The sequence below is a fragment of the Streptococcus sp. 27098_8_23 genome (assembly GCF_041432195.1).
Classification (GTDB): domain Bacteria; phylum Bacillota; class Bacilli; order Lactobacillales; family Streptococcaceae; genus Streptococcus.
Genome location: NZ_JAPVZF010000004.1, coordinates 46,118 through 72,481, shown reverse-complemented (window position 1 = coordinate 72,481; position 26,364 = coordinate 46,118). Strand labels below are relative to the sequence as shown.

Here is a 26,364-nt window from a genome sequence, read left to right as displayed (position 1 = left end):
TTTAACCCTTTCTTTGTAAATTTATGATATAATAGAGTGATGTTATTGTACCAATAAGGAGAATTATGGTCAACTATCCACATAAAATTTTATCTCAAAAGAGACAAGCACCCCTGTCACAAACTAAAAATTTCGCAAATCGGGGAATGTCTTTTGAAAAGATGATTAATGCTACGAACGACTACTATTTGTCGCATGGGTTAGCTGTTATTCACAAGAAACCGACTCCCATCCAAATCGTACGTGTCGACTATCCCCAACGAAGTCGAGCCAAGATCGTTGAAGCCTACTTTAGACAAGCTTCAACTACTGACTATTCAGGGGTTTATGAGGGATACTACATCGACTTTGAAGCAAAGGAAACCAGGCAAAAACATGCGATACCGATGAAGAATTTTCATCTCCATCAGATCCAGCATATGGAACAAGTCCTTGCCCAGCAAGGAATCTGCTTTGTACTCCTTCACTTTTCTTCTCAGCAAGAAACCTACTTATTGCCGGCTATTGACCTCATCCGTTTCTATCATCAAGATAAGGGACAGAAGTCAATGCCACTTGGATATATTCGAGAAAATGGATATAGGATTGAGCCTGGTGCCTTCCCTCAAATTCCCTACCTCGACATTATCAAAGAACATTTACTAGGTGGTAAAACAAGATGAACAAACAAACTTTTCTGCGAATAGCTAAGTATGTCAGTATCAGTCTCTTAACTGTATTTATCGCAGCTGTAATGCTAGGTGGAGGTCTCTTCCTCTACTATGTTAGCAAGGCTCCAGAACTTTCTGAAAGTAAACTAGTTGCTACAACGTCAAGTAAGATCTATGATAGCAATGACGAGCTTATCGCTGATCTTGGATCGGAACGTCGAGTCAATGCCCAAGCAAACGAAATACCGACCGATTTGGTCAACGCTATTGTTTCGATTGAGGACCATCGCTTCTTTAATCACCGAGGAATCGACACGATCCGTATCCTAGGTGCTACCCTCCGAAACCTTCGTGGTGGTGGAGGTCTGCAAGGAGCTTCCACCTTGACACAGCAGTTGATTAAATTAACTTACTTCTCTACGTCAACTTCTGATCAGACTCTTTCTCGTAAGGCCCAGGAAGCTTGGTTAGCTGTTCAGCTAGAACAAAAAGCGACTAAACAAGAGATTTTGACCTACTACATCAACAAGGTTTACATGTCAAACGGTAACTACGGAATGCAGACAGCTGCCCAAAGTTACTATGGCAAGGATCTCAAAGATTTAAGTATTCCTCAACTGGCTCTCCTTGCTGGTATGCCTCAGGCTCCAAACCAGTATGATCCATACTCGCATCCAGAAGCCGCTCAAGAACGTCGTAATCTCGTCCTCTCTGAGATGAAGGGGCAAGGTTACATTTCAGCTGAGCAATACGAAAAAGCGATTAATACTCCGATTACAGATGGACTTCAAAGTCTAAAATCGGCTAATAGTTATCCTCCACACATGGACAACTATCTCAAAGAGGTAATCGATCAAGTCGAACAAGAAACAGGCTACAATCTCTTAACGACTGGTATGGATGTCTACACCAACGTTGATCCTAAAGTTCAACAACATCTCTGGGATATCTACAATACCGACGAGTATGTCAACTATCCTGACGATGAAATGCAAGTAGCTTCAACGATTGTGGATGTGACAAACGGGAAAGTCATTGCTCAGTTAGGTTCTCGTCACCAATCAAGCAATGTTTCCTTCGGAATCAACCAAGCTGTTGAAACCAACCGTGACTGGGGTTCTACCATGAAGCCGATCACAGACTATGCTCCTGCCTTGGAGTATGACATCTACGACTCAACTGCTTCGATTGTACATGATGTTCCTTATAACTATCCTGGAACAGATACCCCTGTTTACAACTGGGATAGAAGTTATTTTGGAAACATCACCATCCAATATGCGCTCCAACAATCACGGAACGTTACTGCTGTAGAAACCTTGAACAAAGTCGGTTTGGATAGAGCCAAGACCTTCCTAAATGGAATCGGTATTGACTATCCAGATATGCACTATGCCAACGCGATTTCAAGTAATACGACTGAGTCAAACAAAAAGTACGGAGCAAGTAGTGAGAAAATGGCTGCTGCTTACGCTGCTTTTGCTAACGGTGGTATCTACCATAAACCAATGTATATCAACAAAATCGTCTTTAGCGATGGTAGCTCAAAAGAATACGCTGATCCTGGTACTCGTGCCATGAAAGAGACGACCGCCTATATGATGACAGAAATGATGAAGACTGTCTTAGCATACGGAACGGGTCGTGGTGCTTATCTCCCTTGGCTACCTCAAGCTGGTAAGACTGGTACATCAAACTATACAGATGATGAAATTGAAAACTACATCAAAAATACTGGTTATGTAGCTCCAGACGAAATGTTTGTTGGTTATACTCGCAAATATTCAATGGCGGTATGGACAGGTTACTCAAACCGCCTTACTCCTATCGTTGGTGATGGCTTCTATGTTGCAGCTAAGGTTTACCGTTCAATGATGACTTATCTGTCTGAGGATAACAACCCTGGCGACTGGACTATGCCAGAAGGCCTCTATCGAAGTGGTGAGTTCGTCTTTAAAAACGGTGCTCGTTCTGCATGGACTGCTCCTGCTCCGCAACAGGCCCCAACACCTGAAAGTTCGAGCTCGACTTCAGAAAGTTCAACTTCACAGTCAAGCTCAACTACTCCAAGCACGAATAATAGTGCAAACAATAATACCAATAACCAGCAACCAAATACAACCCCTGGTCAACAAAACCAGAACCAAAATCAGAATCCTCAACCAGCACAACCATAACATTTATCACCCAGAATATTCTGGGTGATTTTTTCATAGCAGTATCGTATTTATGTGCTTAACAAAAGCCTGAGAAGACATCTTCTCAGGCTTTTCTGTACTATAAACCTCATTGGGAAAGATAGGAAACAGATTTCGTAATCTTGTTAAGAGGTTTTACTAAATACTAGTCTTTCTTTGTTTTTGCTACAAAGAGAGCAGATAGGGCTAGGCTAACACCTGCTAGGAAGAGGGCTGTGTCAGATTTACTTTCACCTGTTGCTGGCAAGCTTTGTTCAGCTGTTTCTTGCTTCCTAACTTCTTGTTTTAGATCCGGTGCCGGTGTCTTATCTTCATCTGAAGCAAGTGAGCTAAGTTTAAACTCAGGTTTCTCTACTGTTGGAGCAGCTTGGTCGCCTACTGTTGCTACTGGGCCTGTGTATTCTGGCAATTCATGCACTAGAGCCATCACTGCATTGACACCGCCCTTGAACTCAGGTTTCTCAACTGTTGGAGCAGCTTGGTCACCTACTGTCGCTACTGGGCCTGTGTACTCTGGAAGTTCATGTACTAGGGCTTCAACTGCATTGACACCACCCTTGAACTCAGGTTTCTCTACTGTTGGAGCAGCTTGGTCACCTACTGTTGCTACTGGACCAGTGTACTCTGGAAGCTCATGTACCAAGGCTTCAACTGCATTGACACCACCTGTGAATTCAGGAACCTCAAGAACGGGTGCTGGTTCTTCCCCCTTACTTGATTGAACCGGTTCCTCTGTTAATTCTTGATAGAAGCTTGCCAATTCATAAAACTCAGCCTTGCCGCCTTCCCAGACTAATTTGACGTCTAGAAGAGAGCCACCATTTCGGATAGCGAAGGTTTGGAGACTAGATGTAATGGCACCGAGGTCTGTCCAACTGTCTTGACCATCCTTAAGTGTTCTAGCAAGAACACGTGCTTGCGCTCCTTCAGGAAGACTGGAAACGAGACGAAGGTGGTTGGCATTGGTTGGCTCAGATAAGTGATACACCAACTCGCCCTTTTCTTTTTCAGACTTGTAGCTGGTCAAGACTTTGCCGTCTACAAGATTATTATAAAGGTTGCCTTGGCTTTCTCCACTACTTCCTTCTACTGTTGGATCATTGATTGGTTTGACAAATTCACCATCGTTGATGACCAATTCTGTAAAGCCTACAAAACGGGCATCATAGTCTGCTGTATAGAGGACACGGAGATAGTTAGCTTTGACTGGTGTCGTCAATTCACCCTCGATGTAGCGATTTCCTGGCATCTTAGAATCATGTGTCCAACCATCTGTCAATGAATCATCGTGTGTGCTATTGGCCACACCATCTCCTACTGTCACGACATCAGTCCAAGTTTTACCGTCTTGGCTGACTTGAATCTTACCATCACGAAGATAGTTTTGAGTTCCGTCTTGGATGTAGGCTCTAATCTTCTTGATGGTGCGTTCGCTACCAAGTTTCAAGGTTACGTGACCATCTTTATGGGCGTAGTCTGAAAACTCAACGAAGTTGTTGTAAACACCGTCAAATAGTTGATCTAGGTTGTTCAGTTTACGAACATCATTGCTTCCGTATGTTGGATGAATGCCCATAGTTGTAGATTCTAGTTTGGTTGGTTGTACTTCTTTGGTTGTCACAAGGAGAGAAGTGGCTGTCACAGCTTGTTCCTGATCTGTTTTATTGACCAGACGAACATAACGTACCAAGTGGCTCACCACAGATCTGTCTGTCAACTGGCTAGCTGGTGTCCATTCTTGCGCATTTACAGAGTACTCTAGACTAAGAGCTGGGTTGTTGGCCTGACCTTTGAGCTGGATGCTCTTGATCTGATGGATACGGTCAAGCTTCATACCTAGATAGCTATGAGCAGGGAGTTTGGTTCCAGCTGGAATTTGAAGCTCGTAACTGCCTAAGCTATCCACTACCGGCGTTTCCTTCAATGATTCCACGTTGGTGTCCGTTAACTCACTGTTTCCAGAGCGTGTCTCAACAGAGAAGTCTTGGATACGCCACCAGAGGTCAAGGGCCTTGGTATTGCGTACTCGGATGTAACGAGCATTGATCGCTCTGGTCACTTCCTTGGTTTGTTCTCCTGATAGGCGATCCAACTCTTGCCATGCAGTTCCATCTGTAGAATACTCAAGTACACCTGTGGCAAGCTTATCACCCGTTCCTTGGCGAAGTCGTACTTTAGTGACTGACTTGACTTCACCGAGGTCAAGTTGTGCCCAAGCATCTACTGGTGTCGTATTGCTACCGTCAGCATTTGCCATCATGGCTTCTGTATTGTCCTTGCCATCAGTGATTTGACGGGCTGAGGTATTTAGTTTGTAAACTAAGTTTGAGCTTAGACTAACTGTCGTTGCTTGTTGGCTACGAGCTTTTTCAACTGGACGGTTGACTGCAATTTCCTGAACTGCAAACCAAGTGTTCTCACGGTCTGCTGTCGCAATCATGCGAACTGCCTTGGCCTTGATATTGAGATTTTCAAACTTAAGAAGGGATTCATTTCCGACATAGCTTGGCTCTTTCAAGGTTACCCAGTTGTCATTTTCATCTTGATACTGCACTTCTGCCTTACTAAAGGTATCACGTGGATTAGCCTGAGTTCCCATTGCAAAGGTCAAGGTTTGGATCGCTACCGGTTTGTTGAACTTCATACCGATATAATCACCTGTCTTGATGCTGTTTGGTGATTTAATAATCGCATGAGTTGCCAAATCACCATCCGTTACTTCTGCCAAACCACCTTCTACACCTGTTCGATTGGTGATAAAGGTGCTGATGATTTGGTCTGGATGCAAGACTTTTTGAACTTCAGATGCCAGAACTTCTTTCAAGGATAGGATAAATGGACGAATATGTTGAACACCCAATTCAGCTTTTTCCATATGGTCTACATAATGGAAGGTGTGAGTTTGAGACTGTTCGTAGAACTTCAAGCCTTTATAGTAGCTATCCCAGAGTTTGGCTGCATCGTTTGTAGCCATAGCTTCTGTTCCTGTAAGGAAGGCATCTAGGGCATTCATTTGGTCGATTGCATTATCCAACCAATAGTGGATTTGCGCAACCATCTTTTTATCGCCTGATGCTTTATAGAGTTCAGCTGCTTCTTTAATCTTGGCAAATTCTGCACGCAAGGCTATACGTTCGGCAGTCACATCCTGACCTGCTTTGAGCTTGGTCATGAAGTCTGTCAATTTTGGAGCCAAGTCTACAGATTCTTCTAGTTTGACGACACGATTATCCATGTTTTGGTTGATCATGTGCTTACCAAGTTCACGGAAGGCTGCTGATACCTTACTATCTTCAAAATGACCATTTTCTACAAAGTTGAAGGCAATGTCATTGATTTTCTTAGCTTCTTCTTCTGATTTCCACTGTTTCCATGAGTATTGAGCTCCTGAAAAGAGGGCAATCTTAGATGGTTCAGACTGTTGCATTGGGTTCAACATGATACCAGATAGCAAGCTTGGATCCACATTTGGATGAAGGAATTTCTCACCACCACCTAGAATCAAGTGTTGTTTAGAGTTATCTGTTACCGGCCAGTTAATCCAAAGTGAAACTGGGCGATAGGTCTTGCCACCTGCGGATAGATTGTTTTTGAGAGTTGAAAGGAAGCTTTCAGAGACTTCACCCCAAATCTTACCACCAGTAAGCGTCATGGATGCTGAACTTGGGAGATTTTCATTGAGGGATTTCAACTCATCTTCACGTCCATTACCCCAATACTGGCCAGGAACAAAAATCATTTCTTTACGAAGACCGCTGTAAGTTCCCTGCATTTCAGTCAACCACTTGGTCATATCTTGCATCAAGCGGTTGTAGCTATTGTAGCCTCCGACTGGGCTCGGTGCATCATCTGCAAGGATACCAAATTCGCGGACACCCACTTTCATCAACTGGGTAAATTTAGCCTTGATGGTTGCCAAATCTTCTTGGTAATGCGCTTCATTGCCAAAGCGGATACGGTTGTTCATGAATGGGTGGATGGTCCAGACATAGCGGGTTTTACTTTGATTTCCGACACGAGCAAGTTCACGAATTTCAGCTAGTTTTTCTTCTGGATAGAGTTCGCGCCATTTCTTGTTGTGGTATGGATCGTCTTTTGGTGCAAAGAAGTATTGGTTCAATTTCAAATCGCCACCAAAACGCATGAGCTCTGCACGATCTGCGTTAGACCATGGGTTTCCATAGTAACCTTCAATAAAACCACGGTTCTTGAGCTCAGCGTAATCTTCTACTGTCACATTGCGAAGAACTGGAACTTGACTTTCCTTGAGCATGTGTTTCAAGGTTGTCAAACCATAGAAGACCGCATCTGTGTCTTTTCCGACGATGGAAATCGAATTATCCTTAATGCTCAAAACATAGGCATCAATCTTGTCAAAGAGACCTGCTGAAACATTGGACAAGTTTTGTTCTGCTTGTGAACCTTGTCCATGAACTCCAAGATAGATATTGGTGGCGCCAGCGATTGCCGCCTTACCAGTTGTATAAGATACTTGATTGTCCTGCAAGACACTCTTCAAGCGATTGCGAGTATAGATATCGAGTTGATCGCCCATAACCAGATTGACTTGCTTACGAAGGGCTGTGACTCCTTCTCCATAAGTCACTTTTTGTGGCGTTGGGAAGACCTTGTACTCTTTCTTGAGATAGTCTGCGCTCTTGCTGGCAGCTGCAATGCTGTCTTCGCTAGCTGGTTTACTTGCAGTAAATTGATCTGCCAATTCAACTGTTCCATCACCTGTTTGCTCTACTTTTGGTTTTTCTGGTGTAGTTGGTTTTTCTGGTTGACTTGGTGCAGGCGTTTCTTGCTCTTCTTTAACAGGTTTCAATAGATGAACTTCAGCTGCACTTGCAAAACCACCAACGCCTTCCAATACTTTCAACTCAATCTTGTTGGTATCTACCGCCGCAAAGTTGACTGTTTTTTCTTGGGCGTTGTTGTCCCAGTTTCCTTCTGAAACCTTGACCATTTGGCCATCTTTTTGTGCGTAGATTTCGTAGCGCGTCACGACACCATTTCCACCACCTGGTCGTGGGAGATACGTCAAGCCATTGACTTTTTCTGCTTCTTTCAAGGTCATAGTAAGGGTGTATGGCGCAGTGTCACCAGTCCACTTAGTATGCCAGAAGGTATTTGGATCATTGTCAAAGGCCTTTTCAACAGCGCCTTCAGTCGCATTTCCTGGAAGCTGCTGACTGCTTGCGGTTGCTGTAATCTTATCATTTGAAATCAAACGAGGATTTACAAATGGTTTGTCTGACAACTCTGCGCTATGCAAGATTCCTTTGAAACCACCGATGCTTTCAAGCGGTAGAACCAAGCTATTGTGGGCAAAGCGAGGGTGGGCTGGATTCGCGATACGCTCAATCTTTTCACCATCCACATAGACTTCGGTTGACTGTGGTTTAGTCACGATGGAGATTTGATAACGTTTGTTCTTTTCAAGTTTTTTATTGAATTGGATATGGAACTGTTCAAACTGGTAAGCAAGGTAGCCGTCTTTATCAGCTAGATAGATACGGTTGTCCCCACTTGTTGAGAAGGTTTGTTCCCCGTCTCCAGTGACAGTCACATCAAACTTCAAGACGTGACTTGGACCAACATCACCAGCCAAGCCTTCGATACTGCTATCTTTCTCAAAAGCCAATCCCTGTTCGCTTACCTTCACCTTCTTGCTTGCATAGTTCTTGACTGTTTCAGAATTGATGGTAAACAAGTCGCTTTGATCAATCTCTTTATCAGGATTTGACTGTGGCGCATAAGGGCTCCTTGGTAGGGTACGTTCTGCAAAGGTCGCAGCCGCACGATCGGATCCCCAAGTGCGTTCTGCAGTAGTTTGCATGCTCTTGAAGAAGCGTTTAAAGATATCATAAGAGGTCAAGCCTGTCTCATGAAGGTCGATATTGTCATTCCAAACTGCGTGCCCACCACCAAGGATACTTGGATGAGAAGCTGGTAGAAGTGGACCTCCACCTGTTCTGAAATCATTCGGTGTCCAGCTATTGTACTGACGTTCGTAGTTAGCATAGTCCCCGTAGGCTGCTTGACTATTGCTTCCACTTGGCACACTATAGGTCGGTACATCTGTGATGTTGATAATCTTAGCTCCCTGAGCAATGGCTTCATTTGGTCGTTGCCATCCGATACTCCAGATATCAACCTCTACTCCGTTCCAATCAACAGGTGTGTTCCCACGTTTCGCACTGAGAGACCCCCAGATACGAGGGGTGTAACCTTTTCCTTTAATGTATTTGATAAGGTCATTGACATAGCGGCGATAACTTTCTCTGCTGCCATAGTATTCATCCGTTCCGATATGAACCGTGGACACGCCATGAAGTGGTGCATCTGGACCATCGAGGAGTTTATCATAAACTGATTTGACAAATTTAAGAGTTTCTTCGTACTTGTTATCCAAGTCTAGCATGGCTACGCGCTCGACATTGTGCTTGCCTGCATAATCACTCAAACTACCTTGATACATAAGGTCTGGACGAACTTTGACAAATGATAGAGCGTGACCTGGTGTGTCAATTTCTGGCACTAGGTTGATATGAAGAGCCTTGGCCAATTTAATCAGATTTTGCATTTCTTCCTTGGTATAATGCTCATCTGATGTCAATTTTTGACCATTCTTACCAACAATATCTGTCTCCACACGGAAACCAGTCTTGGCATGTTCAAGTACATACTTAAGTTGTTCTTCTGGAGATAGATTCTTACCTGCCAAGTGTTCCTTGAGGAAGATATAGTTATCATTAAGGTGCAACTGCAAGTCGTTCATCTTGTAGTAGGCCATGTTGAGCATGATGTCTACGAGGGTGTCATAAGGGATAAATTTACGACCTGTATCCAACATAAAGCCACGGTGACTGAAACTTGGGAAATCACGAATTTCGCCATTTTGTAGGTCTGTTTCTCCCATTTGAAGAAGAGTACGAGTGGCGTAGAAGGCTCCTGTATTTGTGGCAGCTTCGATGGTAATCACATCATCTTGGATAGTGATACCGTAGCCTTCCTTACCATAACCTTTGTTTTCAACCTTTTTAAACTCGATTCGTTTTTGAGCCTGTTTGTCACCTGTTGCAAGTTCCAATCCACGGCTTGCAAGGTCTGACTGGTAGAAGCTTGCAGCCTGATCAAAGCCCGAATCTCCTGTCGCAAGGACTGTATCTGAAGTGATAGAAGATTGACCTTCTTTTCCATACCATTGTTGAACAGCTGGTGCTACTTTGGGTTTTACCCCCACACCCTCGTCCTGATGTAGCCCCTTGATGACTACTTCAAATTCCTTAGTGAAAGTATGGCTGTCTTTGATTTGTTGCACCATGACCTTGACGCGTTGGTCTGTCAAAGGCTTATAGATGTGATTTTGAAGGTCAATCACACCTTGCTTGTTGCTTCCGATAAGGCTAACTTTCCCTGGTAAAGTTGGTAAGACAAGAGACTGTCCGTCTTCTGCTACTGTTAGTTCGGTTACTTGGCGGATATCCGTTACCTTACTATGGTCCGGAACGTTTGAATAAGCTCGAATTTCTTGGATACCAACGTTTCTCCAACCCATTGTGCCCGCTTGATAGTCGTTAATTTCTAACTTAAGATATTTAGCTTGAATACTATTGGCTAAGTCAACTTTCTCATCTAAAACAGGATCTCCAGTCTTGGTATGAGCGAGTTTCCATTGTTTTTCTCCGCTAGCGCCCACATCTTCTTGACCTGCGTAGTAGAGACTCCAAGATTTGATATTTGGATCATTTTGCCCATTACGAAGACGACGATCCCAATCAATTTCTACATGTTTGATCAAGGTTGTCTTAGGAAGGGTCAATTCAAAAGTTGGTTTTGGTGCGTCTCTGTCTGTAGCCCAACGAGTATTGTCATCTCCGTCGATAGCTTTATCCGCAGTAAAGTTGGTACCAGTCTCATGGTTGCTTGCCTGAGCAGTAGCACCTTCGAGATGGTTGACATCTTCTCTATCTTCGATTTGCTTTTCAACTGGTTTTGGTGCGGGCGTAGCAGTTTCAGATGGTTTATTGTCTGCCTTTGGTGTTTCAACCGGTTTCGGCGTTTCTGTTGGCTTGGGACTTGCAGGACTTGTCTCTGGTTTTGCATCTTCACTTGCTGCAGGATTGGTTCCCTCATCAGTCGCTGGAGTTTCTTCATGACTTGCTTCTGTTGCAGCTTCTGCATCTGCCTTTTCAAGCGCAGCGGCTAAATCATCTGGTAACTTATCCAGGGCTTGAACATGAGTGATACTTCCCTCTGTCTCTGAAGGTGTCACTGTTTCTGCCGCCTGAACCATATTGGCGCCAAAGATACTAGCACCAATCATAACGGAGGCTGCACCGATTGCAAATTTTCTTATACTATAGTGACAGCGTTTCTCAAAAAAATGTCTATCCATCTTTCTCCTATTCCTTTCATCCGCATACATGAGTAAGCGGTATCATTTCTCCTTTGAAAAAGGAGAGAACCAAGAGGTCCTCTCCGGCTGTTTGTTCCTTTTTGATTCGAGTTGCTTTGAACTGCTACAATCAAATCTCATTACTCTTCTTTACGTTTTGTCGCAAGAACCGCAGCAGATAAAGCGATGCTCACACTTGCTAAGAAGAGGGCTGCTTCTGAACCATGTTCTCCTGTAGCAGGAAGTTGCTCTTCTTTATCTTCCAGAGCTTTGGTATCAGCTACTGGGATTGGAGTGAGCAAGTACTCAGATTTTTCAACTGTTGGAGCTGCTTGATCTCCAGCAGTAGCCAATACACCTGTGTAGGCTGGTTTCTCGTTTACCAAGGCTTGGACCGCATTGACGCCACCCTTAAACTCAGGGACTTCATTTGCAGCCGCTTGGACCGCATTGGCTCCACCTTTGTATTCTGGTAATTCGTGAACCAAGGCTTGAACTGCATTAACGCCGCCCTTGAACTCAGGAACCTCATGTACAGCTGCTTCTGCTGCATTGACGCCGCCTTTGAACTCAGGTAGGTCATGAACAGCCGCTTCTTCTCCAGCTGTTCCGTAAGGACCTGTATATTCAGGAACTTCAAGAACTGGTGGTTGTTCTTCTCCCTTGCTACTTGTTGGAGCATCTGGTTTCGTAGCAGAATCTTTTAATTGGTTGAGATAATCTGCGAAGTAGGCAACCATTCTTTCCGTCAAGAGGTGGTTATCCGTCGCATATTTCATGCTTGCCTGAACTCCAGCCACTTCCTCTTGATTGTCTTTGTCTGTTAATTTCTGCGCCTTAGCCAAAGCTGCTTCATAGCCAGACATGTCAAGTGGTGTTTCTGCTACCTGTGGACGGGTAAAGATGAGTTCCGCTGCAGATTGGTATTTATCGCCACCATCTCCGTAAGTCTTGGTACCAGTAAGGACAATTTTCTTAGCCTTGATTGTCTTGCCAAAGTCAATGTCTTTTGGCTTGTTGTTATTTGGCCAATCTGTTACGGTAAAGGTATGTTCCTTGCCAGACTCATCTGTGACAACCAGTTTCACATCTCGCAAGTTTCCATTTGAATCGGATGCACGTGGAACATAGCGAAGTCCTGTGATTTCAGTAGGTTCTTTCAAGACCATTGTTGCTGGTTTACCAACATCTCCACCACTCCAAGATGTATGCCATAGGCTAGATACATTGCCATCAAAGGCATTCTCTAGGCCTTCACCTGGTTGGGCAGGCGCATCCAAACTTTCAAAGTCTTCTGCTACCAAGGCTGTTTTCTTCTGAACCAAAGCATTCTTCAAGGCTTCAATCTTGGCAATCTCTGCACGCGCTTCTTCTACACTAATGTCATCATCTGCTTGGCTGAGGTTAAATACTGCCTCCTTCAAAGCATCCATAGACTCTTTCGTGTAGTTGGTCATGGCTACAGTTGGCAAGTAGTTTTTCAGAGCATTTTCTGTCAACATCTTACCTGTTAGGGTAATTTCTTCGATGTGAAGATTATCCATCATGAAGTCGTTGTAACCACGGAAGTTGGCATTTCCGCCAGCATCTCCATGAGTATTGCTTGCATTTCCAGTTGAGTAGATACCTACCCAAGTATCGCCTGTTTCTGCACCTGTCACGAGGAAGGTTGCCTTCTTGGCTTTCTTAGAATCCGTCCAAGTATTTGGCAATTCATGCATTTCCAAGTTGCTTGCTTGACTACCACGACGACCTGACTGGAATTCTCCCTTACCGACTACAAAGGCATAGGTATTGTCTGATCCTGCTTCGTATTCAAAGGTTACACGGTAGGTCTTACCTGCTTCAAAGCGGAAGTTTTGTGGGATGGTTTGGTAAACCAAGTTACGACGGCTAACCAGTCCATTGGTCTTGAGTGACCAATTTCCATCGATAACATCATCAACTTTCTTACCGTTCCAACCACGTTGTGTATATGGATCATGCTTTTCAGACAAGTGAGTGCGGTTATCTTCAACACCTTCGACACCGCCCACTACGAATGGGAAAATCCCTTGAGCTACATTTTCAAAGTCTTGTTTGAAGGTTCCTTGACCAGTATCATGCTTGTCTCCGTACATGCTTGAATTGTTTTCGAAGGTACGAATTTCATCAAAGTAAGTTGCTTCATCACCAGCTTCACGACTCAATGTCAGAGTGACATTTGATACATCTGAACCTGTTGTAAAGAAGGCGTACATGTTTTGGAAGTAACTTGTATCATCAACTGTAGCATTTTCCCGACGATTGTTATGAGCATATGCTTTGATATAGTTGAGAGCGAGTGACTTATTGGTATAAGTAGTCACTTCTTTTTCGCCAGTATTCACTGTGATACTTGCCTTAGCATTACTACGGTTATCAACACCGACATAAACCGCATACTTGGTATTTGGTTTCAAGCCAGTCAGTTTCTGAGTAAGGCTGACCTTGCTCTTATTGCCTTGGATACGAAGCATTTCATTTGCGCCTTGTGATTTGACAATTTCTGCCTTAGAAGCATCACCTGAAATGGTCCAGTGTTTCAAGGTACCGCTATTAAATCCTTGGTCATAGATGTGCATGCCTTCGCTCCATGACATTTCAGGATTGCTTTGTTTTGAACGGTAAAGTACGTATGGTTGATTAGCTAGAAGGTCTAGGGTAATCTTGCCATCTTTTACAGTTAGTTCTTGCTCTTCTGTCTTACCTTGGTCAGTTAGCTTGTAAAGGTAAACCTTGCTATTTGCCCAATCGCTCGGAAGGGTCCAAGTTGTTGCACCAGCTTGCGTATTGAAGTAGTACATTTTTTCCTTATCAGTAGGAAGTTTCTTACCATTCGCATCCCAGTTCCAAGGAGTCAAGTAAGCTGAACCATCCTGGATGACACGTCCGTTGAGAGTTACTGTACGTTCACGGTATTGTGGGCTATTGACATCATTTGACTTACGAGTCACAACAACCTTGTTACCTGCTGCATCGACTAGCTCAACCTTCATTTCTGGAGTCCATTTATAGGTGCTACCATTATCGGTCATGGTAACTGGTGTACCATTTTCCCATTTACTTACAGTGAAGTGTTGGAAGTACTTAGTCATGACATCATGGGCAAAGAGGTTAGTCACGTAGCCATTGTAGTCACTTCTTCCCTGCCAGCCTTCAAAATCTTTCATGCTGTAGCCACCTAGAAGTGGGTAGTTGGCTGCACCACCGTAACTTCTGTAGTCACCAACCCAAGAATCTTTTTGGTGGTTGCGGATAAAGCGCGTGATAGCACTGTTGATACCTTTATTAGTGTAGCCACCATAGGTCAAGTCAGCTGCCCAGTGTTGGAAGGTAGAGTCGTATTCACCACCATGGCCCCACTCGATCGCAAAGCGCCAGCCTTGTTTGTTAATTTCTTTAGCAAGAACGTGGGTAGCCCAGGCACCGTTATCACCTGATTGGCCATTGCCCCAAACGTCCACATAGATAAAGTCGAGACCTTCACCAAGTTTTTTCTTCAAGTCTTCCCAGCGAGCCAAACGTCCATGCGCCAAGTCATAAGCAGCATCAATGTTGATACCTTGGTCTAGCCAGTTCCAGCCATAGCTATAGCTGCCATCTGGATTCTTACGAAGAATATTTTCATTGAAGTATTTAGACTCAGGATAAGTTTCAGAAGCATTAACGTGGATACCAAGATATGCACCATACTTCTTAGCTTTCTCGATCAAGGCCTTGAAGTCTTCAACACCACCAATACGTTTACCAATATCAGCATAGTTCAAGTGACCAGAGTCGTGACCTTCACTACCATATCCTTTAAGGAGAACACCTTGCCCAAGACCATCTGTGTGGAGATTGATTTTCTTGATACCATCCAAGGTCATAAGGAATGGGTTTTGTGCTTGAGAACCAAAGTTCATCGCGATACGATAAGCTGTGATATCCTTAACTTTTTCCCAACCTTGAGGGTTGTTCATGATGCTACGATAAGCAATGGCACCATCCTGCCAGTCAACTTTATTATCCGCATTGGCATCTTCAGTGATAACAACTTTAGCACTTGGAAGTTCCTTAGTGTACTCTGGATATACAATCCCTTTATAAGCTTTTTCCCATTGCCATTCAGAACTTTGGATTCCCACATAGTTTGTATTTCCTACAGTTTGTTTGAAGGCTGTTAAACGAGTCCAGTCATTCGAACCACCACCGTAGCTGTTTTGAGAGTTACTCCAAACACCTGCCGCAAGCTTATCTGTAGAAACAAAACCATACATGTAGCCCTTAGCCAAATCTTTCATTGGATTGGTTACAGGAATATGTTCATCTCCACTGATATGAGTGTTGTTTGACATAGTTGCCCCGTCAAACTTAGCCCCAGTTTGGTCGCTTGAAACTGACACAAGTGAGTTTCCTAAGAAATTGATAGAGGAGAGAAGTTTTCTTTCATCATCAATCTTCTGACCTGGAGTAACTTGATTGTGGTTGACAATCTTGGTCACATCAAAATGCAACTGATTGTCCACAACTTGCAAGCGTACTGTCATATCTGCATTGATGAAATTCTTCTCGTCACGAAGTTTCATCAAGTACTCTGCAGTAGTATCATTGATCTTCTTATAAGTGACTTCAGGTGTAATTTCGCGATTGTTTACCAAGATTTTCTTAAGTTGTTGAACTTGTCCTGGCAAAGTATGCCCATTCAAAGTATACTCTTTCACGCGTGGAAAGGCTTGGTCAATTACCGCTTTCAATACTGTTGACTGGATAGTGTCATAAGATACTTTACTATCGTCAACAATGTCTCCTTTTTCTTTCTCCACAGGAGTGTCATCCGCTTTTACACCTTCTTGATTGTCTGTTTTAACGCTGACAACCGTACGGTCATTGCTATAGGAGCCAGCTTTTAGGACGATTTTCTTCTCATTTTTGAGAGTTTCATTAACAGCTGCTGGCAAAGTGACTGTATCAAAGAGTTTCTCATCATTATTCGTTGCATTGAGTTGTCCATCTGACTTGAGGTTAATTGATAGGTGGTTAATTGATCCTGTCTCAGGCGCTGCTACACGTCCCCCCTTATACCAGGTGCTATCGGTTGGAGATTTATACTCCCAGAACCAGCCGTCCTTGTCATAACCAACAAAAACATTGTTCTTGGTATCTTTAAATTTCAAGAAGACACCAAAGCGTGATTTGCCTTTTTCCGAATCATCTTTGAAGGTTAAATCAACCGTCGCATTTCCATTAGCGTCAACTGTCAATCCTTGTTTTTCAAACAAAGCTGGTTTGCCATCATTGTCATTTTGGGCAGTTGAAGACAGTTGATTGTAGCGAACACCCTTTTCTTCACGAATAGTGACTGTTCCTTGTTGCTCTTTATTCGCTACTGTTTGCCATTCAGGAGTCACTGTCTTAGGTGTTTCAGGTTTAGCAGCTGCAGGTTTATCCTCTTTTGGTTTTTCTTCAGCCGGTTTCTCTTTCTCTTCCAAGTCTGCTGGTTTCACACTTGAAATTCCCTGTATGTGGTCTTGGATCCATTTTAGTTGAGCTGGTGAGAAGAGAATACCGCCGCTCCGTTTTCCAACTACACCATTTTGGTGAACACCGACTAGTTTGCCTTCTGTATCAAAGATACCGCCGCCACTAGCACCCGGTTTTCCTCCTTGGTAACCAATCCCTTGGACACCTTCTCCGTATGGTTCCGCAAAATCAACTGTAGTATTGACAATCGGATTCAATTTTCCTTCTGGATAACCAAAGACATGGAGTTTATCTCCAATTTTCTTAACTACTGGCTTTTTAGTTACTTCAACAGGCGTATTTTCTAGAACTGTACGCAATCTCACTAGGGCCAAATCATTTTTGAAGCCTTTCAGATAGCCTTCACGATCCCAATGAATAATATCTTTCTTGCTAAACTTGACATCTGGCAATCCTGGATATGAGATACTATAGATATCTCCATCCCCTTGATCATTGTCCACAACCTTACGGACATTGCCGTCTTGGCTATCCTTGATAAAGTTATGAGACACCGTCAAGACAAGGTCTTTAGCAACGACAATACCGCTACCTTCTCCTGATGGCGTCTTGATCTTAACAGTTGCGCCGTAGTTTAATTCCCCATTGGTAGTCTTAGCCACATCTTCTGGGACGAGCTTCCCAGTATCTTGGGCCAATTGGTCCTTGTCAACTTCGCGCCCATTGTCTTCAGCTTTCCCCAACTTATCTTCTAGTTCTTTTGGAAGATTGCTTGGCTTATCTGACTTTTCTTTTTCTTGAGCCAACAACTCTTCTTCTGTTTGAGGGCCTTCAGTAGTCTCAGCTGAACCAGGATTCTGAGCGGCAGCTTCCTTGTCAAAATCGTGCCCCTCATCACTAGCCTTCTTATCCAAATCAGCTAGTTCACTCGGCAAATTATCTGTTGAACCAACTCTTGCTTGATCAGCCAATACTGGGCTAGCCGCGAAGAAAGTCGCTCCAATCATCACCGAAGCTACTCCAAGCGTAAACTTACGAATACTGAACTTACAGCGTTTTTCAAAAAATCGTTTATCCATGAACTCCTAAATCCTTTCATTTTCCAGTAAGCGTTTACATTTCTTTTTTAAAAAATACTCCTTTCTCTGAAAGTGCTCTGCTTAACTGTTATAAATAAAAATTAATTGTACTTTTAATATAACAAATAAAAAGGCAGAAAGCAATAGGAAATAGGTAAAATTCACTAAAATTTTCTCTTTTCTGAAAAATCCTATCTCTAATCATTCAGGGACTTATACCAAGATAAAAAAGGACTTAACCATCATGCCGATGGCTAAATCCTTTACTTTTTTAAAGTTATTTCACATGGTTTGCGAGATCTTCTTGGGCCTTTTTATTTGACTCTTCTTTTTCTTTCAACCATTTTTCTTGAGCTTTTTGGTATTCTTCTGTTGTCTTAGAAGTGTACTTATAAGACTGACGATCGATATTTGTGCCTACTAAATAAGTAGTAGAATCTTGTTGGATATAATCGTGTTCCCGAACCAGCTGCAAAAATAATACCTTTCATAATGAAGTAATCTTTCTAACGAACTGATTAATAAGTAGCTTCAAATTCTTACTTCAATTTAGAAATAGCCGATTTCAGATAATCACCATTTCGAAGCGCTACTCCTACTTGTCTAGCATTAGCTGATAGTTCCATGTAATCTCGATCTGTCAAATCGTCTAGTGCCTTTTGGAGGTCATGTAGAGAATCAACTGCTATACCACATTGCTTATCTAGCACAAAATGCGCAAGGGCAGACTCTTTCCAAACAACTAGAGGAAAGCCCGAAGCCAAATAAAGAGAAGCCTTGTGGGAGTTGTTAATACGTAGGTAATTTCCGAAAGAACCTTGGCAAGTTTCTGAACTATCACCATCCCACACCAAACCAAAACTACCTTGAAGAGCATTGGGGAGGTCATCTGGCATAAAGGAACCAAAGTAGGTGGTATTTTTCAATGCACGACTTTCATCGTATCCCATTCCATAGAGATTATAGGCTGGCTGTTCTGGCAAATTATAAAGATAGCCTGATTTTGTTGGAATTAGATTTCCGGCGATGATAATCGCTTCTTCTTTTTGGGGAACACTTTTTTCCTCAAAGTTCGGAATCAGATAGTCAAAAATCTCCAAGCTAACCATTTTATCTGATGGTATGCCTTGAATTGTCAAGGCATTTTTCATGATATCATTATGAACGATAATGCCATCCACTGATGTAAGAGCTGCCTTCTCTTGGAAGTAATTTCTCACTTTATGACGAAGTTTCACTGCTGAATTTCCTACATGACGCAAGGTTTCAATATCATGAATCACAAGATAGAATTTGACTCCTCTATTTTGCGCCTGCTTAATGAGTTGTGAGATGAAAAATGTATGGTGGATAATCGGGAACTGAATCAGCAATTCATCCCCAGATCCCAACTGATCAAAGACAGACTTGAGCGCACGATATTTGTGTTGCTGAGCTTTAAAGAAATTCATCTTATACCAATTCTCAACCTTGAGTTCCAACCCCTTATAACCCTCTGAGACTAGAATAGCTTCCACGTCATTTCGTGCCTTATTTCCTGCATTCTTTTCATATTCATTACTCAGAAATGAATCCTTCAGATAATATTTCACCTTTTCTCCCCTTTATCTGTGATGTTCTTAGATACTTCCTAGTTCTTTCTCTACCACATCCAATGCACGTTCAACAGTTACATGCATATCATAGTATTTATAATCTGCCAAACGTCCACAGAAAATTACCTTATCATTCTGTGTTGCTTCTTCTTGATACTTAGCAAAAATAGCATTATTTCTCTCATCATTGATTGGATAATAGGGCTCATCTCCACGTTTCCAATCAGATGGATATTCACGCGTAATAACCGTTTTATCTTGTGTACCGTACTCAAAATGTTTATGCTCAATAATGCGAGTATAAGGAATCTCACGTTCTGTATAGTTTACTACAGCATTCCCTTGATAATTTTCTTCATCCAAGACTTCATGTTCAAAACGAAGGCTACGGTATTCCAACTCCCCGTGTTTGTAATCAAAGTACTGGTCAATCATCCCTGTGAAGACAACTTTTTCAGCTGATGCTTCTAGCTCTTCACGATTGGCAAAGAAATCAACACCAAGCTCTACTTCTACATCGCCAAGCATGTTTTCAATGATGACGTTATAGCCACCGATTGGAATACCTTGGTAACGGTCGTTAAAGTAGTTGTTATCAAAGGTCAAACGCACTGGGAGGCGCTTGATAATAAATGGCGGAAGGTCTGTTGCCGAACGTCCCCATTGTTTTTCAGTATAGCCCTTAATTAACTTTTCATAGATATCTGGACCAATTAACTTGATGGCTTGTTCCTCAAGGTTTTTAGGTTCAACATCCTTCATATCAGCTGTCTGCTCAGCGATCTTAGCCTTGACTTCTTGAGGAGTCTTGGTACCCCACATAGCATAGAAGGTATTCATGTTGAAAGGAAGATTGTAGAGGCTACCCTTGTAGTTAGCCACTGGTGAGTTGATGTAGTTGTTAAATTCAGCAAATTGATTGACATAATCCCATACTTTCTTATTAGAAGTATGGAAAATGTGGGCGCCATACTTGTGAACATTGATGCCCTCAACATTTTCACAGTAGATATTTCCACCAATGTGATCACGCTTGTCAATCACTTTTACTTTTTTACCGCGTTTTGTAGCTTCGTGTGCGAAGATTGCTCCAGACAAACCAGCACCAACGATAAGATAATCGTACATAGTGTTCTCCTTTTTATAATTTGACGATTCGATTGAAGTAAGGAATCTTCATTAACATTCCAACAATAATAAAACTAACACTTAAAGTAAATAGAGCAAAAAGTAAATATGCTCCTACAAAATTAAAACCAAATATCCTTTCCCACAATTTCATAATATAAGTATGTATTATGAAAACTCCCATTGTTTGATTAGAAAGGAAAACAATCCATTCGTTTCGGTTTTCATTCAACGTAAGCGTGAGGATAGTTAGAAAAATTCCTAGAGTACTGACTTTTACAAATAAAGTATCATAAAAATATTCAGCAAAAAGATTATGGTAAGTATTCTTTGCTAAGAAAAACAATATAATTGGTGAAATCAATAACAAAAGTATGCTAACTATTTTCATCCAATTTTTAAATCTATATTTGAGGTTGTCTATATTGAATTGCGCTATATAACCACCTAAAAGATAGTAGAAAAACCAAGTCCATAATCTAAAAGTTTGCATAACATGAGTTTGTATAGGCATCTGAAGGAAAATATTTGCAAATTCAACTATAAACCCAATTGCCACCAATAAAGATAGAATGTATACATATTTTCTTTTAGAGTTTATAACTGTTTTCAAAACAGGCAAACATAAATAAATAAGAATCAGCGAACCAAAAAACCAAAACTGAAAGAAATACCCTTTTTGTAACAGAGAGCCTACAATTTTTTTAATTGGATTAAACGCAAAGCCTCTTTTAAAGAGCCAAACGATAATGTTCCATGATGACACTGTTATTAGAATCCATTTGACTTTTTGAAGTATGTAAGGATAAGTTATTTCCCTTTTGCCTAACAATAAATAACCATTGACCATAAAAAACAAGGGAATGGAGTAGGTACCTAAATAATATAGATATGCCAAAAGATTCCATGATCCTGTCTCTTTAAATCCGCCCATTGTTGTATGGAGTAAAACGACCCCAATACACGCAAGCACTTTTAATAAATCTAGACTGATATTCCGATTTTTTTGCATTCTAGTTTTTCCTAATTATTTGTTTTAATTCTTTTACATCTACCACTTTCAAAGATAGAATTGCAAAAAGATAAATAATTCCACCAAGCCCTGCAAACGCTAGAACATTTAGGGTTGGCGAAAAATGTATAACTGTTTTTGAACCTAGCAGAATGCCATACATGATAGCTGACGCTAGAACAATTTTTGTCAAAGATCCGATAATTGGAACTTCTTTTAGGTATCTACGGGTAAAGTATAATTGTATCGCCCATACCAACGCCTCTGTCAAAACAGAAACAATGGCTGCTCCGATATACCCAAGTTTAGGAAGGAATAGTAAGTTCAAACCTACACTGATAATTGCGGGAGCTGTTGTTGAAATCATGAATTCTTTATTTTGATTGTGAGGTATCAGTATCTGAATTCCCATGATATTGGTCCAACCGATAAAGAACATACGGAAGATCATAATGGCAATTGCATAACGTGCATCCTGAAAATCCTGCCCAAGGAAAAAGCTAACAAAATCATCGTTGACGATTAAAATTCCTGCCATCATTGGGAAAATCACTAGATTATAAATGAGGAAGGACATCTCATGCATTTTGTTAACCGCTTTATGATCACCTGTCGCTAACAAATGCGCGACACGAGGCAACATAACGCTTCCCAAGGAAGTTACCAAGGTCAGAAGGATATTTACTAATTTTAGGGCCTGGTCATAAATCCCTACATCTTTTGTAGAAGCTAAGGCTCCAAGCATGGTACGATCCAGCGTAATGTACAAAGAAATCGCTACTTGAGGAAGGAATAATAATATGACCGGCTTTAAATGATGTCTAGCATATTCTATGCTAAAATGAGAACTACCGATAAACTCCCGAGCAGGCACCCACATACTTAGTTGCCCCAAGAGTTCAAATATGGTTAGCAAAAAAACATAGAGATATAGGTCATTTGCAGATTTGACAAAGAGAAAGATTGAAATGACTCCAACGAGTTTAACTGTGATATTTCGAACAGTAATCTTTCGAAAATCTTCTAGCCCTTGAAAGAGCCAGGAAATGTCTAAACCTTTTGAAACTAAACTCAAGCCTAGAATGTAGGCTACCGGATTTTGCATAGAGGGAAGAGTCATACAAAGAAGAGCATATAAGGACAGAGAAAGAACTGTTGCCCCTAATTGTAGAGTGTAGATACCCCAAAAGTTTTTATTAATCTCATTACGATGTCCTGAAATGACCTTAGTACCATAGTTAGCAACTCCCAGCGTCGCTAAGAGGATGAAGTAGGTGACAATGGAATTAAAGTATCCATACGTCCCTAAATCATCCGAAGAAAAGACCCGTGTTACATAGGGAGTCGTAATAATTGGGAGTATAATGACCAACAATTGATAAGAAAGATTGTAGGCGTAGTTTTTTAATACTTTCATTTCAAGTCATCCAATTTAGAATTAATCAGTGAAAACAAAAAGTTTGACTGGTCATACTTATAATGGTCAATTATTCTAAAAACTTCTTTCATATTTCCTCTTTCCTACATTTTTTGACACTTGTTGCAAATTAAATTGGATCTATGCACGATACTATCGTAGCAACAAATACAATTTAGGGTTAAAAATAAAAATAAGGTATTTTAGTTTTAGTTTCCATGATAACTTATTATTTTTCAACAAGTCACTCAATTCGACTCTCAACAACTCTTTATCTTTTGAAAAATCTTTTAAGCCTGAGTCAGCTTTTGCACCAATTACTACAAAACCACCTAATAATTTTTTAGCTTGCAAAGCTTGCTTTAATTCTGGACTCTGAATGTACTCTCTTTTAATAACTTCCTCATTTTTTGCAACAGCTTCAAAGAAATCATATCTTTTTTCAGTAAATGTTGAACGAACTATACTCCCTTCCCTACGATAGTAATTGTAGGTTTCAAGTGGACTGATCACGATTCTTTCAGCTAAGGCAAGATGTTCTGCTACAACATAAAAATCCTCATAGATTTTCCCAACTGGAAAAGGGACTCGTTCCAATATACTTTTTTTATAAAGCTTAGCACAGGCAGAAACCGTTGCAACTTTGTCATCCAACATTAGTTCCAGAGCCTTTTCTTTTGTAATCGGAGCCAAATCTTTATAGTCTGAGTCTTGCAATCGATAAGAAGTATAAGCATTATATTTTGAAGTAGCTTTTACCTTGGTTGAAATCAAGTCTGCTTGATGTGTTTCCTGAATTTTCACGATTAACTCTAGAGTATATTCTTCAAGATAATCATCCGGATCTAAAAAGAAAATCCAATCTGAGTTGGCTTTTGCCACTCCAAAGTTACGTGCATCAGATAATCCACCATTTTCTTTGTGGAAAACATGGATATTTTCATATTGCTTTGCATAATCTTCGCATAATAGAGGAGAATCATCTGTGGATCCATCATTTACAAGAATTATCTCAAAGTTTTGATAGGTCTGTTTAATTAAGCTTTCTATCGCAAAATGCAGATAGTCTGCAACATTATAAACAGGAACAACGATGCTGATAAACATCTTAAACGCCCCTCTCTTTTTCTTTCTTTTCAGAGTATTTCTTCAAAATCGGATTAAAAATTATTCCAAAAGCAAAGTTAGTCCTATAATTTAAGTAAGACCATCTGTCAATTTTTTTCGTAGGAACGTATTTATATGAGCTTTGCTCAATTTTACTATATAGATCCTTTAACGACCTTTCCGAATTACTGACCATCCATGACAACCAGTACTTCAAATTTATTTTTATCATTCGGAAGCACTTGTTGAAAAGACTCCAGCCCTTTTGAAATATAGTCCTGAATATTATAACTAGGCATTGCAATTGTTAATAAACAATCCTTCATCTTATCTCATAAATCGTCTCAATTAGTTCAATCCACTGCTTGAGAATTTTTTCTTTATCGAATTTATCCATATTATCCTTGGCATGATTGGAGAAGGAACTTCGCAAGTTCGAATCTTCCATCAATTCAAGTATTCTATCACTCATTTTATCGGTATCATAACAATCAATCAGATAACCATTGACCCCATCTTCAACAATCTCATTTGGTCCTGTTGGACATCTGAAACTAACTATTGGGAGGTTGTATTGTTGAGCTTCCAGTAGAACTAGAGGTAAACCTTCATAACGAGAAGTCATGACATAAATCCCTTTATCTCCATAAATCAAATCTTGATTTTTTTCGAGTCCTTTTATAACTAACTTATCCTGTAAATCATTTTCGTTGATTAAATCTCTGATTTTATTTACTTCATCTTGATTGCCGGAACCGTAGATTTCCCAAGTCCAGTCAGACCTTTTCACAAACATTTTTTTCGCGACTTGAACAAGATAATCAAATCCTTTTTGATAATCAAAACGGCCAACCGTCACGATTTTAGTTGAATTTTTATTATAGGAGATATCTGAAAGAGAAGCCTCTTTCCAATTATAGATGTAGCAAATCCTTTCTTCAGGAACACCGTATTTTTTTATATAATTTTCACGGTCTTCTTGAGTAAGGGTCACGAGTTTATCAGCAAATTTCGCTCCAATATACCTTTGTATCTTCTTAACTTTAGTATCAATATCTACTATAGAATTTGTATGGTCGCAGGAAACAAATTTTGTTTTCAAACCAATTGTGCTTGCTACACCAATTGTATTCATACTCATTCCGATTCCAAAAACAATATCAATGTTCTCTTCTTTCAGATAGTTTCTCAACAACTTGACCGCTTCGAGAAAATTTTTACTCATAGATATTTTCTTTGATGATAAATTTTGATATCGAACCGATTGTTTCAGCGAGAAGAAATTGTTTTCTGTAGAAATCATCGAGAGAAGATGAACTTCATACATAGTTGATAACTCATTTGCAAGGCTGGTTGCTACTTTCAGTCCTCCATCTGTTCTATCGATACTCCATTTCACTAAAGCGATTTTTTTCATCTTTAAACTACACTTCCCCTTCATTTTCACCCAGTGATATAATCTCGTAGTGGTGAAGAGTTCTTTTGTCTTCTGGTGGCAATTGCATATAATCCGCTCCGTAAATGGCTGTTAAATATTCTTTGTATTTGCAAGGACAACAAAGTTTAAGATCTTCAAACTGTAATAGGACTGGTTCTCCAAAGTAATCACTCGGTACTATCTCTTTTAATTTGTAAGCTCCCGTATAATTTCCTGCATAAGCTTCATCAAACGAATATTTTTTTATCGTTTGTAAATATTTTTTCTGAGCCCATGTAAAGGAAATAATCTTCTCAATATTAACAGCATTCGCAAAAGCAATAATTATCTTTTCAATGAATGGTCGATTTTCTTTTTTCTGATTCACCAAACTATTGAATTGCGAGAGTTGAACCATCATCCTTGCGTACAAGTATCTCAAAGAATGAATTTTTTTCTTTAAAGCGTTAGAGGGCATACCATCTAGCGGGAAAATGTCTATCCACAAACTTTCTACCAATTCTTCTTTACTATAATTCATGATGATTTTTGTAGAATCATCTCGAATCACAGAGAAAGCTTTTTTATAGTTTAATGTATCTTCGCTTAAAAACTTGTAGTTTTCCGGCAAGACATTTGAAGCTATTTTTTTAAACTTTTCGTAATCTTCTCTCGGCATACCGATATCGATGTCATCATCCCAAGGTATGAAACCTTTATGACGTACCGCTCCTAACAAGGTCCCACCTAGAGCATAGTAGGTTAGGTTATTTTCTTCGCAAATATTAATAAACTCTTTCAAAATAGATAAAATCTTATCTTGAATGATTTTGATATCCGACATACTTTCCTCCTATATAAATAAATCGAAAT

Annotated in this window: 13 protein-coding genes; 2 read left to right on the top strand and 11 right to left on the bottom strand. The window is 40.8% G+C overall.

The features are described from left to right. Positions 1 to 65 precede the first annotated feature (65 nt). Together recU and pbp1a are read left to right on the top strand one after the other, a co-directional pair. Positions 66 to 662: a Holliday junction resolvase RecU gene (recU, locus tag O3652_RS06970; protein WP_061421384.1), complete on the top strand. Its 597-nt coding sequence runs from the start codon at positions 66 to 68 to the stop codon at positions 660 to 662. Continuing rightward, positions 659 to 2,827 carry a penicillin-binding protein PBP1A gene (gene pbp1a / locus O3652_RS06965; RefSeq protein WP_125413484.1) on the top strand — a complete coding sequence of 723 codons (2,169 nt, stop codon included), beginning with the start codon at positions 659 to 661 and terminating at the stop codon, positions 2,825 to 2,827. Before recU ends, pbp1a begins: the two co-directional genes overlap by 4 nt. 166 nt (positions 2,828 to 2,993) lie before the next feature. Here pbp1a and O3652_RS06960 read toward each other — a convergent pair whose 3' ends face one another. The 11 genes from O3652_RS06960 to O3652_RS06910 all read right to left on the bottom strand — a co-directional run bounded on the left by O3652_RS06960 (position 2,994) and on the right by O3652_RS06910 (position 26,335). After that, entirely contained in the window at positions 2,994 to 11,252 is an 8,259-nt protein-coding gene (locus tag O3652_RS06960) for an SIALI-17 repeat-containing surface protein (protein ID WP_125413485.1), read from the bottom strand. Positions 11,253 to 11,392: 140 nt separating this feature from the next. Beyond that, the gene (locus tag O3652_RS06955) at positions 11,393 to 17,815 is read right to left on the bottom strand and encodes a SpGH101 family endo-alpha-N-acetylgalactosaminidase (RefSeq protein ID WP_125413486.1); all 6,423 of its coding nucleotides are present in this window, start codon (positions 17,813 to 17,815) and stop codon (positions 11,393 to 11,395) included. Positions 17,816 to 18,092: 277 nt separating this feature from the next. Continuing rightward, complete coding sequence (locus O3652_RS06950) at positions 18,093 to 18,290, bottom strand: hypothetical protein (RefSeq protein WP_125413487.1); 198 nt, start codon at positions 18,288 to 18,290, stop codon at positions 18,093 to 18,095. A gap of 64 nt (positions 18,291 to 18,354) precedes the next feature. Beyond that, positions 18,355 to 19,407 (bottom strand): hypothetical protein, encoded by a 1,053-nt coding sequence (locus O3652_RS06945; protein ID WP_000878656.1) that lies wholly within the window; start codon positions 19,405 to 19,407, stop codon positions 18,355 to 18,357. 27 nt (positions 19,408 to 19,434) lie between these two features. Further along, positions 19,435 to 20,538: a UDP-galactopyranose mutase gene (gene glf, locus O3652_RS06940; protein WP_371590195.1), complete on the bottom strand. Its 1,104-nt coding sequence runs from the start codon at positions 20,536 to 20,538 to the stop codon at positions 19,435 to 19,437. 13 nt (positions 20,539 to 20,551) lie between these two features. Continuing rightward, entirely contained in the window at positions 20,552 to 21,550 is a 999-nt protein-coding gene (locus O3652_RS06935) for an acyltransferase (protein ID WP_371590194.1), read from the bottom strand. Between the two features lies 1 nt (position 21,551). Next, positions 21,552 to 22,967, bottom strand: a complete 1,416-nt coding sequence (locus O3652_RS06930) for a flippase (RefSeq protein WP_042902864.1) — start codon at positions 22,965 to 22,967, stop codon at positions 21,552 to 21,554. Positions 22,968 to 23,120: 153 nt separating this feature from the next. Next, positions 23,121 to 24,074, bottom strand: a complete 954-nt coding sequence (locus O3652_RS06925) for a glycosyltransferase family 2 protein (RefSeq protein WP_125413564.1) — start codon at positions 24,072 to 24,074, stop codon at positions 23,121 to 23,123. A gap of 185 nt (positions 24,075 to 24,259) precedes the next feature. Further along, the gene (locus tag O3652_RS06920; protein WP_185755887.1) at positions 24,260 to 24,400 is read right to left on the bottom strand and encodes a glycosyltransferase; all 141 of its coding nucleotides are present in this window, start codon (positions 24,398 to 24,400) and stop codon (positions 24,260 to 24,262) included. Next, on the bottom strand, positions 24,397 to 25,491 hold the full coding sequence (locus O3652_RS06915; protein WP_125413566.1) for a glycosyltransferase family 4 protein: 1,095 nt from the start codon (positions 25,489 to 25,491) through the stop codon (positions 24,397 to 24,399). The genes O3652_RS06920 and O3652_RS06915 overlap by 4 nt, the downstream gene beginning before the upstream one ends. Before the next feature lie 7 nt (positions 25,492 to 25,498). Next, complete coding sequence (locus tag O3652_RS06910) at positions 25,499 to 26,335, bottom strand: phosphorylcholine transferase LicD (protein WP_044021333.1); 837 nt, start codon at positions 26,333 to 26,335, stop codon at positions 25,499 to 25,501. Positions 26,336 to 26,364: the final 29 nt, after the last annotated feature.